We start from the raw sequence: 13,824 nt of genomic DNA, 5'->3' as shown, positions 1-13,824 counted from the left end.
ATGGATTCCCAACGCAATATCCTGTTGATTGCCCTATTGTTCGTTTCTTTCATGCTTTACATGGAATGGAACAAACCAGACTCCCCGCAACCGCAGGGACAGGGCGTTGAGCAGCAGCAAACTACTCACAGTGACGTGCCAAGCAGCAATGACGGTGATACCACGTCTCTTGATGCACAGCCTGTCTCTGACAAGCTTGTCACCATCAACACTGACGTTTTAACACTGAAAATTGATACGCAAGGCGGTGATGTTGTCCACGCCGAGCTCCCGCAATATGATGCGGAGCTGGATTCTGACAATGCCTTCACTCTGTTGCACAGCAAACCTGACCATACCTTTGTGGCACAAAGCGGCTTAATTGGTGCTGACGGCATCGATACGGCTGAGGGACGCGCACAATACCAGGTGACGCAAAACAACTTCTCGCTCTCAGACGATCAAGACACCTTACGGGTGCCAATGACGGTTGAGAAAGATGGCATTACCTACACCAAAACCTTCGTGTTTGAGCGTGGTAGCTATGCGGTGGATGTTGAACACACTATCAACAATCAAACCGACAACAATGCCAGTGTCACCATGTATACCCAGCTTAAGCAAAACTTGCTGGACGATGGTGGCAGCTTGACCATGCCAACCTATCGCGGTGGCGCCTACTCCACCGACGACAAGCGTTACGAGAAATACAGCTTTGATGATATGCAAAGCAAAAATCTGAACGTGACGTTTAACCAAGGTTGGGCCGCGATGATCCAGCACTACTTTGCCACCGCGTGGATCCCACGGGCGGACAACAATGTGCTGAGCACCCGTACCACCGCCCAATACGGCTATATCCAAACCAAAACCAGCGATACCATTGCCGCCGGTACCAGTAAGACGCTGACAGCGACCTTGTGGGTAGGGCCTAAACTGCAAGAGCAGATGGCCGCGGTGGCACCAAGTCTGGATTTGGTGGTCGACTACGGCTGGTTGTGGTTTATCGCTAAGCCTCTGCACTGGTTGCTTTCCACCATCCAAACCTTTGTGGGGAACTGGGGTCTGGCGATCATCATGCTGACCTTCATCGTCCGTGGTGCCATGTATCCGCTGACCAAAGCGCAGTACACCTCAATGGCTAAGATGCGCATGCTGCAGCCTAAGCTGCAAGAGATGAAAGAGCGTATCGGTGACGACCGTCAGCGCATGAGCCAAGAGATGATGGAGCTCTATAAGCGTGAGAAGGTCAACCCCCTTGGGGGCTGTTTGCCGCTTATCCTACAAATGCCGATTTTCATTGCTTTGTACTGGGCATTGATGGAGTCGGTAGAGTTGCGTCATGCGCCATTCTTTGGCTGGATTCAAGACTTGTCGGCACAAGACCCATACTATGTGCTGCCACTGTTGATGGGTGCATCCATGTTCTTGATTCAGAAGATGAGCCCCACCACGGTCACCGATCCGATGCAGCAGAAGATCATGACCTTTATGCCTGTGGTCTTTACGTTCTTCTTCCTATTCTTCCCATCCGGTCTGGTTCTATACTGGCTGGTATCGAACGTGGTCACGCTTATCCAACAGACACTGATTTACAAGTCGTTGGAGAAAAAAGGCCTGCATTCACGCTCGTAACTCAGGCCGTGTCACGTAATAATGAAAAGGCGACCCGGCGGTCGCCTTTTTGTCGTTTATGGCCTTCGGGCCTGTTATTGAATAAAAGAGTGTGCATTATGGCTCAAACCGACACAATTGTGGCGCAAGCCACTGCAACAGGCCGCGGTGGCGTAGGGATTGTCCGCGTGTCTGGCCCGCTCGCCCATGAGATTGGTACAAAAATGACGGGACGCGAGTTAGTGCCTCGTCGTGCGGATTATTTGCCTTTTCTCGATCAGGAAGGTCAACCTATCGATCAGGGCATTGCTTTATTCTTTAAAGGCCCTCATTCATTCACAGGCGAGGATGTGCTTGAACTGCAAGGCCATGGTGGCCCAGTGATCATGGACATGCTTATTCAGCGTATCAGTGCCTTTTCAGGGGTGCGTGCCGCCCGTCCCGGTGAGTTCTCCGAACGCGCGTTTTTAAACGACAAACTGGATTTAGCCCAAGCTGAAGCAATTGCCGACTTGATTGATGCCAGCTCCGAACAAGCCGCACGCTCAGCCTTACAGTCACTGCAAGGTGCTTTCTCCAGCCAAGTGAATGCGCTGGTGGAAAAAGTGATTCACTTGCGTATATATGTGGAAGCGGCGATCGACTTTCCCGATGAAGAAATCGACTTCCTCTCTGATGGCAAGGTTGCCAGCGATCTCAGCCATATCATCGACCATCTTGCCACACTGCGTAAAGAGGCCAACCAAGGGGCAATTATGCGTGAGGGGATGAAAGTGGTGATCGCAGGCCGCCCCAACGCGGGCAAATCAAGCCTATTAAACGCGTTATCAGGGAAAGACAGTGCGATAGTCACGGATATCGCCGGTACCACTCGGGATGTTTTGCGTGAGCACATTCATATTGACGGTATGCCTTTACACATCATTGATACCGCTGGACTGCGCGATACCGCCGATGAAGTCGAACGTATTGGCGTTGAGCGGGCGTGGGATGAAATAGAGCAAGCCGATCGGGTGTTGTTTATGGTCGATGGTACCACCACTGACGCGATCCATCCTGCAGAGATCTGGCCGGATTTTGTCTCTCGTTTACCCGAAGCAATGGGCATGACAGTGATTCGCAATAAAGCGGATATGACCGGTGAACCAATGGGGCACAGCGACACCAATGATACTGCACTCATTCGTTTAAGTGCCAAAACCGGAGAAGGCATAGACGCACTGCGTCAGCACCTCAAAGCCTGTATGGGCTACGCCGGCGGCAGTGAAGGCGGCTTTATGGCACGCCGTCGCCACCTGGATGCCTTGACCAACGCAGCTCACCATCTAGAGATAGGCCAAGCTCAGCTTGAAGGTTATATGGCCGGTGAGATTTTGGCAGAAGAATTACGCCTCACCCAACAGCATCTCAACACCATTACCGGCGAGTTCAGTGCCGATGATTTGCTGGGGAAAATCTTCTCTTCATTCTGTATCGGCAAGTAATTATCCCCAACCTGATCACGGGATCCTTCTACTGAGGATCCCTTGTGATGCCTCGCCTGATCCCCTTTATCCTCATTATTTGATCGTAAGTTATCCACGTAGTTTTCACCATGATCAACTACGCTTTAACGAGGTGTGGATGGAGGTCATATGCTGGCAAGTTTGAATCCGATCTTATCGATAGGCCTGAGCGAACATAATCAACTGATGCGGCATCAGATCCGCATGACCAATTTACTCACGGTGATCTGCGTGGTTGGTACGATCATTTTCTCCACCATGTACTGGCTTGCTTTCCAAACCCCGATCGCGGCTTGGCATAACGTCAGTTACGCCTTTTTGTACGCGGCAACCTGGCTATTGATGTGGTCAGGACGCTGGTATATCGCCCGGTACTACCTTTTTTTCATGTTTTTTGCCCAGCAGTTCATCATGTCTTACTGGGTCTTTGCGGCACAAAGCCAGAACGAACTCTTGTTACTGGTCTCGCCCACTATCGTCTTATTGCTGTTTGACCCCAATGAGCGTCTGGCGCGTTACGGACTCTCACTGACAGCCATCGGCTTAATGTTTTCCATCCAAGTGCTACCCACACCCGATCCCTTGGTGAATCTTTCCACCCTAAACAGCAAAACCATTTACCTCAGTGTTGTACTGATATTTATTGCCTTATCAGTGATTTTAATGGACTTCTATCTCCATGATCTCTATACCCTCAACCGGCAGGCACGGCAGTACATTCAGCGCGAACCCTTAGCGCAAACATGGAATGCAACCCAGTTTTATCGCCGACTGAGCACGGAGTGCCAATCATCAGCCGATAAGCCGATCGCAATCCTTTGTATTAATATTGATAATTTTCAGCAATTTAACACGCAACATGGTCACTCTATTGGTGATCAAAGTTTACAATTCCTTGCCGGCTTACTTCATCGTCACCTACCACGGGATGCCCTACTTAGCCGTACACACGCCGATCAGTTTTTAGTCATGCTAAAAGAAAATGATTGCGCTGATGCTCCAAAATGGGCGGTTAAATGTTATCACGCCATTGCTGAAAACCCCTTTACCTTTCATGGCGGTGCCCATTCATTCACCGCCTCGATAGGCATCGTTCAGCACTTTTCCGGAAACGGTCAAGCGATCGAGTTGATTGACCAAGCCTGCCGAGCCATGACGGAAGCGAAACAAGCGGGCGGCAATCAATGTGTCTGCCAGCTTAGCCAGATGACGGCGAGTCAAGCGGTTTAAGCGGAGATTGACTCCTTGAGGTAAGGTCTAAATACTAGAGGTGAATACCTTAACGATGAGGAAAGCATGGCAACTATCACTATTATTACCGGCAGTACCCTAGGTGGCGCTGAATATGTCGGCGATCATCTCGCGGATCTCTTGCAAGCAAAAGGCCATCACCCTCAGGTGGTCAACGAGGGGATCATTGATGATGTGCTCAGTGCCTCCACCTTATTGATCGTCACGTCAACCCATGGCGCGGGGGACTTTCCAGATAGCATAGCTCCCTTAATGGAGCAACTAATCACCGAGCGCCCGATGCTACGCGACGTTCACTATGGCGTGGTCGGGATTGGTGACTCGAGCTACGACACGTTTTGCGAAGCCGGGATGAAAGCAGATGCCCTATTACAAGATTTAGGCGCAATCAAAGTCGGGGAGCGCATTGATATCGATATTCAAGCGCATCCGGTCCCAGAAGATGAAGCCGAACGCTGGTTAACAGACTGGGAACCACAACTTCACGCGCTCAAGTGAACAAAAAACAACCAAACGAACTGTGGATAACTAAGGAATAACCCAGTGATCTTCCTTTAGTTATCCATTTAATACTTTTCACTCCCTGCCCCCTATGTGGATAACTACCCATTTTGATCCCAGGTGATACAGGATCGGATCCAAGGTCACTCACAGAAAGTGATCGTTTCAAGATCCTTGATCTCTATGATCTTTTTTTAGTTATCCACTAACATCCCTTTCCCTAATAGTAGATCTAACAAAAGATCTATATAAAGATCTTATATATATAAAGCTAATGCGCTCTAACGATCCGGATCAAGGTTTGGTTCCCTGTTGGCAGAAAAAGCGCTAGAATGTCGCCCCTTTTGCTTAGTTCATGCGCAAACACTTAACCAGGTTGAGGCTTTAATCATGTTTTACCAGGATCACTTTGACGTCATCGTTGTGGGTGGTGGCCATGCTGGTACCGAAGCGGCACTGGCTGCTGCCCGGATGAATCAAAGAACACTGTTGTTGACCCATAATATCGACACCTTGGGACAGATGTCGTGTAACCCCGCGATTGGCGGGATCGGGAAAGGACACCTGGTAAAAGAAATTGATGCCCTGGGTGGTGCCATGGCACAAGCCACCGACAAAGGTGGGATCCAATTTAGAACGCTGAATGCATCTAAAGGACCGGCGGTACGCGCGACGCGGGCTCAAGCCGATCGCGCACTTTACAAAGCGGCGATCCGCCATACCTTAGAAAACACGGTAAACCTTTCTTTGTTTCAACAAGCGGTGGTCGACCTGATCGTCGAGCAGGATCGTGTTACAGGCGTAGAAACAGAAATGGGGCTGAAGTTCAGCGCGACCACGGTTGTGCTGACCGTCGGAACTTTTTTGGGTGGGAAAATCCACATCGGTATGGATAATTACTCAGGGGGACGTGCCGGTGATCCACCATCAAACAAACTCGCGGATCGTTTGCGTGCATTACCGTTTCGCGTTGATCGATTGAAAACCGGGACACCTCCGCGCATTGACGCCCGCTCGGTCGATTTTTCTGTGATGCAAACCCAACATGGTGATACCCCTTGCCCGGTATTTTCATTCATGGGAAATGTCCAGCAGCACCCGCAACAAATCCCGTGCTATATCACCTACACCAATGAAAGAACGCACGACGTTATCCGCGAAAACCTTTCTCGCAGTCCGATGTATTCTGGCGTGATTGAAGGTATTGGGCCGCGTTATTGTCCGTCGATTGAAGACAAGGTGATGCGGTTTGCCGACAAAGACAAACATCAAATCTTTGTGGAACCAGAAGGATTGACCAGCAACGAGCTTTACCCTAACGGCATCTCCACCAGCTTGCCGTTTGATGTGCAAATGGGGATTATCCAGTCGATCAAAGGGTTTGAAAACGCCAAGGTGATCCGCCCTGGCTATGCGATCGAGTATGATTTTTTCGATCCACGCGATCTCAAGCAAACCCTAGAAACCAAATTCATTGATGGCTTGTTCTTTGCGGGGCAAATTAACGGCACCACCGGTTACGAAGAAGCGGGCGCGCAAGGTTTGCTGGCTGGGTGCAACGCGGCATTACAAGCACAAGGAAAAGAAGGCTGGAGCCCACGTCGCGATCAAGCTTACATGGGCGTACTGATCGACGATCTCTCCACCATGGGCACTCAAGAGCCTTACCGCATGTTTACCTCTCGCGCTGAGTACCGCTTGCTGCTGCGTGAAGATAACGCCGATATGCGTTTGACCGAAAAAGGGCGAGAGCTTGGTTTGGTCGACGATGCGCGCTGGGCGCGTTTCAACCAGAAAATGGAAAACATGGAGCAAGAGCGTCAGCGCCTGCGTGGGACTTGGATCCATCCCCACTCGGACGATGTTACTGCGCTTAACACCATGCTGAAAACTCCCTTAGCGCGTGAAGCCAATGGCGAAGACTTACTCCGTCGTCCTGAGCTGCGTTATCAAGATATTGTGGCGTTACCAACCTTTGCGCCGGCGCATCAAGACACGCAAGCCAGTGAGCAAGTGGAGATCCAAGTGAAATATGCCGGTTACATCGACCGTCAGCAGGATGAAATCGCCAAGTCGCAGCGTCATGAACATACGGCACTGCCAACTGACCTTGATTACGAGCAAATCAAAGGCTTGTCTAATGAGGTGAAAGGGAAGCTTGCCGATGCCCGTCCGGAAACCGTGGGCAAAGCATCTCGTATTTCTGGCGTGACACCTGCTGCGATCTCCATTTTGCTCGTGCACTTGAAAAAACAAGGCATGCTGAAGAAAGGCGCATAAATGGAATCACAACTACAACAAGGGCTTGAAAAGGCAGGCCTAACTTTGTCCTCGCAACAACAAGCGCAACTTCTCGCGTATGTGCGTCTGTTGGATAAATGGAACAAAGCGTACAACCTGACATCTGTCCGTCGTCCCGAAGACATGGTGGTGAAACATATTCTTGATAGTTTGGTTGTTTCTCCCCATCTTGACGGTGATCATTTTATCGATGTGGGGACAGGTCCAGGATTACCAGGTATTCCTCTGGCTATCGCGAATCCGGATAAACACTTCACCTTGCTAGACAGTTTAGGGAAACGGATCCGCTTCATTCGCCAAGTGTTGCACGAACTAGAGATAGACAATGTCACCCCGGTGCAAAGCCGCGTCGAGGACTTTATCCCCGATAATGGCTTTGATGGCGTATTGAGCCGTGCGTTTGCGTCGATGAACGATATGGTGAGCTGGTGCCAACATCTTCCCCATGCTGAGGGACAATTTTATGCGCTGAAAGGGCAAGTGGACCAGCAGGAGCTGGATGCCTTGCCTGCTGCTTGTTCTGTGACCGATATCAAAGCTTTGAAGGTACCGGGATTGGAAGGGGCGCGTCATCTAGTAATCTTGAGAGCAAAGAGTAACGAATAGAGGTCGAGAGCACGTGGGTAAAGTTATCGCGGTAGCAAACCAGAAAGGCGGCGTGGGGAAAACCACCACCAGTGTTAACCTTGCAGCGTCACTGGCTGCCACCAATCGCAAGGTGCTACTGATTGATTTAGACCCACAGGGCAACGCGACCATGGCCAGTGGGGTGGATAAATACGATGTCCATGCCACCGCCTACGACCTCTTAATTGAAGACACACCGTTTGAGCAAGTGGTGGTGGAAGACACGGCAGGCAGCTATCACCTGATTGCCGCCAATGGCGACGTGACCGCGGCGGAAATTAAGCTGATGGAAGTCTTCGCTCGCGAAGTTCGCCTGCGCACCATGCTTGAGCCTGTGGTGGATCGCTATGATTATATTTTTATCGATTGCCCACCTTCGCTCAACTTGCTGACGATTAACGCAATGACTGCTGCCAACTCTGTGTTGGTTCCCATGCAGTGTGAGTACTTTGCCTTAGAGGGATTAACCGCATTGATGGATACCATCAGCAAGCTGGCCAGTGTGGTCAACGCTGAGCTTCACGTGGAAGGGGTGCTGCGCACCATGTACGATCCGCGTAACCGATTAGCGACCGAAGTATCGGATCAGATCAAAAAACACTTTGGTGATAAGGTGTATCGTACGGTGATTCCTCGCAACGTGCGGCTAGCGGAAGCGCCAAGTCATGGCCGACCCGCCATGTACTACGACAAATTATCGAGCGGTGCCAAAGCCTACCTCGCCCTTGCGGGTGAAATCTTGCGTCGCGAAGAGCAAGCACGCTCCTCGCCAGACGCTGTCAATGCCTGAGGAAAACAATGAATTCAGCGAAACGCGGTCTTGGAAAGGGCCTGGATGCCTTGTTGGCGACCAGTGCACATGCACAGTCATCCACCCAAGCTTCCCCTGAGTCCACCAATACGAGTAACAGCGAGTTGCAGCAGTTGCCCGTTACTGCGTTGGAGCCAGGCCACTATCAGCCACGTCAAGGTATGGCTGAAGAGGCACTGGAAGAGTTAACCGAGTCCATCCGCGCGCAAGGTATTATTCAGCCTTTGGTTGTCCGTCAAGTGGCAGCCGGACGCTATGAGATCATTGCCGGTGAGCGTCGTTGGCGTGCCGCTAAGCAAGCCGGGCTTAACAATGTCCCCTGCTTGGTGCGCGAGATGAGCGATAAGGTCGCCAGCGCGGTGGCCTTGATTGAGAATATCCAGCGCGAGAACCTTAATGCGATGGAAGAAGCCCAGGCATTGGCGCGCTTGGTCGACGAATTTGAATTGACTCACCAACAGTTGGCGGAGTCACTCGGTAAATCTCGGGCCACCATTAGTAATCTACTGAGATTAAATGGGTTGGAGCCCGGTGTGCGGCAACTGCTGCTTAACAAACAACTCGAGATGGGTCACGCACGTGCCCTGCTGGCGCTCGAAGGCGACGCACAAATCGATGCGGCGCTGACCGCCGTCAATAAAAAGATGACGGTTCGCCAGATAGAAAAACTAGTAAAAAAGATGCTTTCGCCGCCTGTTGAGACGGAAAAGCCTAAATTATCACCTGAAGTCGAAGCGCTCCAGCAACGACTTGGCGATAAGCTAGGAGCCAGTGTCGCGTTAACACAACAGAAAAACGGTAGTGGGAAATTGGTGATTAATTTTGAAGAATCTGAAAAATTAGCGCAAATTCTTGCAATTTTCGACGAAGAAATGTGACCTATGCCAGTCGCTTTTTGTTACATAAAAGCGCTTACTGTGATCAGGTTACTCTGTTGTAAAATTTTCCCCGCTTTTTTACATCGATGCGATTGCATTAGTTGGGGCGAAACGTATAATTTTTGCTGTTTTCCCAGCACGGCAACAGTGCTAAGTGGAACGGAATCGAGGAACAAATACATGGTATCGACGCTCGCGCGGCCGGGTCGTGAAATCGCGACAAAATTGGTGCTTTTGCAAGCTGGCGTCGTATTAGCAACGGCAATCGTGATGGCGCTTGCTATCAATGTCGACTGGGGAAAATCCGCGCTGATCGGTGGAGGCATCTTTGTGGTTGCCAATGCTGCGTTTGCGGCGTGTGCTTTCCTTTTTAGTGGGGCAAGAGCTGCGAAATTCGTAGTCGCGTCCTTCTTTAGCGGTGAAGTGTTGAAAATTTCACTGACTGTCGTCTTGTTTGTCCTTGCTTACCTGTATGTCGAGGTGGAATTGCTTCCCCTCAAACTGGCCTATTTGCTGGCATTAGGGATGAATATCCTCGCGCCAGTTTTATTCATTAACAACAACAAATAGGATGAGTTATGGCTGCGTCAGGTGATGCGCTTACACCGTCTGGCTATATCACTCACCACCTGACACACTTGTCAAGCGGTGAGGGGTTTTGGGCGGTTCACATTGATAGCCTGTTTTTCTCTGTCCTCATCGGTATTGTCTTCCTAGGCCTTTTCCGATCGGTGGCAAAGAAAGCATCGACAGGTGTCCCGGGTAAGTTTCAGTGCTTCGTTGAGATCTTGGTTGAGTTCGTTGATGACAACGTCCGCGAAACCTTCCATGGACGAAATCCACTGATCGCACCTTTGGCCCTGACTATCTTCGTCTGGATATTCTTGATGAATACGATGGACTTAATCCCTATCGATTTTCTACCGTATCCGGCGGAACACTGGTTAGGCATTCCTTACTTGAAAGTGGTGCCAACTGCAGACGTAAATATCACCCTTGCGATGGCGCTGGGCGTGTTCTTCTTGATGATTTTCTACAGCATCAAGATTAAAGGTGTGAGTGGCTTTGCCAAAGAGCTGGCGCTACACCCGTTCAATCACCCTATCATGATTCCGTTCAACCTCCTGTTGGAGATAGTTTCGCTGCTGGCGAAGCCTATTTCACTCGGGATGCGTCTGTTCGGTAACATGTTTGCCGGTGAGGTGGTATTTATTCTTATCGCGGCCTTGTTGCCGTGGTGGGCGCAATGGCTGGGCTCTGTGCCGTGGGCAATCTTCCACATTCTAGTCATTACGATTCAAGCCTTTGTCTTTATGATGTTGACCATCGTGTATCTCTCGCAGGCACACGAAGACTCAGATCATTGATGACATTTTTTAGAAAGCAATTTGTTAGTCATTATTGGCTCAAAGCCGACAACGAAAACTGGAGATAGTGATGGAAACTTTATTGAGCTTTTCTGCAATTGCCGTGGGCATCATTGTAGGTCTTGCTTCCCTTGGTACTGCGATTGGTTTCGCCCTGCTGGGTGGTAAATTCCTTGAAGGTGCAGCACGTCAACCTGAGATGGCTCCTATGCTGCAAGTTAAGATGTTCATCATCGCGGGTCTTCTTGATGCGGTTCCAATGATCGGTATCGTAATCGCACTGCTGTTCACGTTCGCGAACCCATTCGTAGGTCAACTGTAAACTGGCTAATAGCTGAACAGACCCTTTAGCTTATGATTAAGGAGGCGCCGTTGTGAATATCAACGCAACTCTGCTAGGCCAGGCAATCGCGTTCACTATCTTTGTGTGGTTCTGCATGAAATATGTATGGCCACCATTGATGCAAGCGATTGAAGAGCGTCAGAAAAAAATCGCTGACGGTCTCGCGGCGGCTGATCGCGCCGCCAAAGACCTGGATTTGGCCCAGGCGAATGCTTCTGATCAATTGAAAGAAGCGAAGCGCAACGCAACTGACATTATCGAGCAGGCCAATAAGCGCAAAGCACAGATCCTCGATGAGGCACGTGCTGAAGCGGCTGCTGAGCGCGACAATATCCTCAATCAGGGTAAAGCCGAGCTAGAAGCCGAGCGTAACCGTGCTCGCGATGAGCTGCGTAAGCAAGTTGCATCGCTCGCTGTTATTGGTGCCGAGAAAATTATTGAGCGCTCTATTGATGAGAACGCTCATAAAGATCTTCTCGATAAAATCACTGCAGAACTGTAACAAGGAGGGGCAGCAATGTCTGAACTGACAACACTCGCTCGCCCCTACGCGAAAGCAGCCTTTGATTTTGCGGTAGAAAAGGGCGAGTTAGCTCAATGGGCTGAAATGCTCGCCTTTACTGCTGAGATTGCCCGTGATGAACGTGTTCAACATATGTTGGATGCCTCTTTCTCTGCCGACACATTGGCAGAGATGTTCATCACAGTTGGCGGTGATCAGCTCAATGCTTTTGGTCAAAACCTGATTAAGGTAATGGCTGAAAACAAGCGCTTAAAAGCTCTTCCTGAGGTTTGTGAACAGTTCCTCGCAATGCGTTTGGAACTGGAAAAAGAAGTTGAAGTTCAAGTGATTTCAGCGACGGCTCTTTCCGAAGAGCAACAACAAGCCATCAGTGACAAGCTCGCCGCGCGTCTTGAGCGCAAAGTAAAGCTGAACTGTAGTGTAGACGAAACCCTGGTTGCCGGGGTTATTATTCGAGCTGGAGACTTGGTCATCGATAACTCAGTAAGTGGCCGTATGCGCCGCCTGAGCGATGCATTGCAGTCTTGATTTGGGGAATTGGAGCATGCAACTTAATTCCACGGAAATTAGCGATCTGATCAAACAACGTATCGAAAAATTCGACGTTGTGAGTGAAGCGCGCAACGAAGGTACCATCGTGTCAGTCAGCGACGGTATCATTCGCATTCACGGCCTTGCTGATGCGATGCAAGGTGAAATGATTGAACTGCCTGGCAACCGCTATGCACTTGCATTGAACCTTGAGCGTGACTCAGTGGGTGCGGTTGTAATGGGTCCTTATTCGGACCTGCAAGAAGGCATGAAGGTAACGGGTACGGGTCGTATCCTCGAAGTACCCACTGGCCCTGAACTGTTGGGCCGCGTGGTGAACACTCTGGGTGAGCCGATTGATGGCAAAGGGCCTATCGAGGCAAAAACCACCTCGCCAGTCGAAGTGATTGCCCCAGGTGTTATCGCACGCCAATCGGTTGATCAGCCTGTACAAACTGGCTATAAAGCGGTTGACTCGATGATCCCTATCGGCCGAGGCCAGCGTGAGCTGATCATCGGTGACCGCCAAACCGGTAAAACGGCGTTGGCGATCGATGCGATCATCAACCAGAAAAATTCTGGTATCTACTCTATTTACGTCGCGATCGGTCAGAAAGCATCGACCATTGCCAACGTGGTTCGCAAATTAGAAGAGCATGACGCACTGAAAAACACCATCGTGGTGGTGGCGTCGGCCTCTGAAGCGGCTGCCCTGCAGTACCTCGCGCCTTACGCGGGTTGTGCAATGGGTGAGTACTTCCGTGACCGCGGTGAAGATGCCCTGATTGTCTACGATGATTTGTCGAAGCAAGCTGTTGCTTACCGTCAGATCTCGCTATTGCTGCGTCGTCCACCAGGCCGTGAAGCTTTCCCGGGTGATGTTTTCTACTTGCACTCACGTCTCCTTGAGCGTGCGGCACGTGTTAACGCCCACTATGTGGAAGAGTTCACTAAAGGTGAAGTGAAAGGCAAAACCGGTTCGTTGACCGCCCTGCCTATCATTGAAACGCAAGCGGGTGACGTATCGGCGTTCGTACCGACCAACGTTATCTCGATCACCGACGGTCAGATCTTCCTGCAAACCGAGTTGTTTAACGCGGGTATTCGCCCAGCTGTTGACCCAGGTATTTCGGTATCGCGTGTGGGTGGCTCTGCACAAACCAAGATCATGAAAAAACTGTCAGGCGGTATCCGTACAGCACTGGCACAGTATCGTGAGCTTGCGGCGTTTGCGCAGTTCTCTTCTGATCTGGATGACGCAACCAAGAAGCAATTGGATCACGGTCAGAAAGTGACCGAGCTGATGAAGCAGATGCAATATGCGCCTATGTCTGTGTTCGAGCAGGCACTGGTGATCTTCGCGGCTGAAAAAGGCTACTTGGAAGATGTTGAGCTGAACAAGATCGGTGACTTTGAACGTTCCTTACTGGCCTTTGCGAAAAGCCAGTACGCTGACCTGGCTGCTCAAATTGAAGAGTCTGGTGCTTACAACGATGACGTTGAAGCACAGCTGAAAAAGCTGTTGGACGACTTCAAAGCGACCCAGACTTGGTAACACGTAGGTGACCACTTAGGTGGTCGCCCACTAATGGA

General features: G+C 50.5%; 14 protein-coding genes. All 14 read left to right on the top strand.

Going from position 1 to position 13,824, the window contains the following annotated elements; translation table 11 throughout:
* On the top strand, nt 1–1,614 hold the full coding sequence (gene yidC, locus BZG74_RS00190; RefSeq protein WP_077770843.1) for a membrane protein insertase YidC: 1,614 nt from the start codon (nt 1–3) through the stop codon (nt 1,612–1,614).
* 98 nt (nt 1,615–1,712) lie between these two features.
* Nucleotides 1,713–3,077 (top strand): tRNA uridine-5-carboxymethylaminomethyl(34) synthesis GTPase MnmE, encoded by a 1,365-nt coding sequence (gene mnmE / locus BZG74_RS00185; RefSeq protein ID WP_077770842.1) that lies wholly within the window; start codon nt 1,713–1,715, stop codon nt 3,075–3,077.
* 150 nt (nt 3,078–3,227) lie between these two features.
* A complete protein-coding gene (locus tag BZG74_RS00180; protein ID WP_077770841.1) occupies nt 3,228–4,328 on the top strand; it encodes a GGDEF domain-containing protein in 1,101 nt (366 codons plus the stop codon).
* A gap of 66 nt (nt 4,329–4,394) precedes the next feature.
* Complete coding sequence (gene mioC, locus BZG74_RS00175; RefSeq protein ID WP_077770840.1) at nt 4,395–4,847, top strand: FMN-binding protein MioC; 453 nt, start codon at nt 4,395–4,397, stop codon at nt 4,845–4,847.
* A gap of 393 nt (nt 4,848–5,240) precedes the next feature.
* Nucleotides 5,241–7,130: a tRNA uridine-5-carboxymethylaminomethyl(34) synthesis enzyme MnmG gene (gene mnmG, locus BZG74_RS00170; protein WP_077771111.1), complete on the top strand. Its 1,890-nt coding sequence runs from the start codon at nt 5,241–5,243 to the stop codon at nt 7,128–7,130.
* Nucleotides 7,131–7,757, top strand: coding sequence for a 16S rRNA (guanine(527)-N(7))-methyltransferase RsmG (rsmG, locus tag BZG74_RS00165; protein ID WP_077770839.1), 627 nt, complete (start codon nt 7,131–7,133; stop codon nt 7,755–7,757). It begins immediately after the preceding gene.
* Nucleotides 7,758–7,770: 13 nt separating this feature from the next.
* A complete protein-coding gene (locus tag BZG74_RS00160; protein WP_046074855.1) occupies nt 7,771–8,568 on the top strand; it encodes a ParA family protein in 798 nt (265 codons plus the stop codon).
* Nucleotides 8,569–8,576: 8 nt separating this feature from the next.
* Nucleotides 8,577–9,467, top strand: a complete 891-nt coding sequence (locus BZG74_RS00155) for a ParB/RepB/Spo0J family partition protein (protein WP_077770838.1) — start codon at nt 8,577–8,579, stop codon at nt 9,465–9,467.
* A 180-nt stretch (nt 9,468–9,647) separates the two neighbouring features.
* Nucleotides 9,648–10,037 carry a F0F1 ATP synthase subunit I gene (locus BZG74_RS00150; protein WP_077770837.1) on the top strand — a complete coding sequence of 130 codons (390 nt, stop codon included), beginning with the start codon at nt 9,648–9,650 and terminating at the stop codon, nt 10,035–10,037.
* Nucleotides 10,038–10,045: 8 nt separating this feature from the next.
* Nucleotides 10,046–10,834 carry a F0F1 ATP synthase subunit A gene (gene atpB / locus BZG74_RS00145; protein WP_046074858.1) on the top strand — a complete coding sequence of 263 codons (789 nt, stop codon included), beginning with the start codon at nt 10,046–10,048 and terminating at the stop codon, nt 10,832–10,834.
* Between the two features lie 70 nt (nt 10,835–10,904).
* A complete protein-coding gene (gene atpE, locus BZG74_RS00140; RefSeq protein WP_025672872.1) occupies nt 10,905–11,156 on the top strand; it encodes a F0F1 ATP synthase subunit C in 252 nt (83 codons plus the stop codon).
* Nucleotides 11,157–11,208: 52 nt separating this feature from the next.
* Complete coding sequence (atpF, locus tag BZG74_RS00135; RefSeq protein ID WP_046074859.1) at nt 11,209–11,679, top strand: F0F1 ATP synthase subunit B; 471 nt, start codon at nt 11,209–11,211, stop codon at nt 11,677–11,679.
* A gap of 15 nt (nt 11,680–11,694) precedes the next feature.
* The gene (gene atpH / locus BZG74_RS00130; RefSeq protein WP_077770836.1) at nt 11,695–12,228 is read left to right on the top strand and encodes a F0F1 ATP synthase subunit delta; all 534 of its coding nucleotides are present in this window, start codon (nt 11,695–11,697) and stop codon (nt 12,226–12,228) included.
* A 16-nt stretch (nt 12,229–12,244) separates the two neighbouring features.
* Complete coding sequence (gene atpA / locus BZG74_RS00125; RefSeq protein WP_077579390.1) at nt 12,245–13,786, top strand: F0F1 ATP synthase subunit alpha; 1,542 nt, start codon at nt 12,245–12,247, stop codon at nt 13,784–13,786.
* Nucleotides 13,787–13,824: the final 38 nt, after the last annotated feature.

The organism is Salinivibrio sharmensis, from assembly GCF_001995985.1.
GTDB classification, from domain to species: Bacteria; Pseudomonadota; Gammaproteobacteria; order Enterobacterales; family Vibrionaceae; genus Salinivibrio; species Salinivibrio sharmensis.
Note: the sequence above shows the minus strand (reverse complement) of the source record. Positions and strands in the feature narration are given on the sequence as shown.

Coding starts and splice junctions, on each gene's coding strand:
- yidC (WP_077770843.1), top strand. CDS start 1: ATGGATTCCCAACGCAATATCCTGTTGATTGCCCTATTGTTCGTTTCT.
- mnmE (WP_077770842.1), top strand. CDS start 1,713: ATGGCTCAAACCGACACAATTGTGGCGCAAGCCACTGCAACAGGCCGC.
- BZG74_RS00180 (WP_077770841.1), top strand. CDS start 3,228: ATGCTGGCAAGTTTGAATCCGATCTTATCGATAGGCCTGAGCGAACAT.
- mioC (WP_077770840.1), top strand. CDS start 4,395: ATGGCAACTATCACTATTATTACCGGCAGTACCCTAGGTGGCGCTGAA.
- mnmG (WP_077771111.1), top strand. CDS start 5,241: ATGTTTTACCAGGATCACTTTGACGTCATCGTTGTGGGTGGTGGCCAT.
- rsmG (WP_077770839.1), top strand. CDS start 7,131: ATGGAATCACAACTACAACAAGGGCTTGAAAAGGCAGGCCTAACTTTG.
- BZG74_RS00155 (WP_077770838.1), top strand. CDS start 8,577: ATGAATTCAGCGAAACGCGGTCTTGGAAAGGGCCTGGATGCCTTGTTG.
- BZG74_RS00150 (WP_077770837.1), top strand. CDS start 9,648: ATGGTATCGACGCTCGCGCGGCCGGGTCGTGAAATCGCGACAAAATTG.
- atpB (WP_046074858.1), top strand. CDS start 10,046: ATGGCTGCGTCAGGTGATGCGCTTACACCGTCTGGCTATATCACTCAC.
- atpE (WP_025672872.1), top strand. CDS start 10,905: ATGGAAACTTTATTGAGCTTTTCTGCAATTGCCGTGGGCATCATTGTA.
- atpH (WP_077770836.1), top strand. CDS start 11,695: ATGTCTGAACTGACAACACTCGCTCGCCCCTACGCGAAAGCAGCCTTT.
- atpA (WP_077579390.1), top strand. CDS start 12,245: ATGCAACTTAATTCCACGGAAATTAGCGATCTGATCAAACAACGTATC.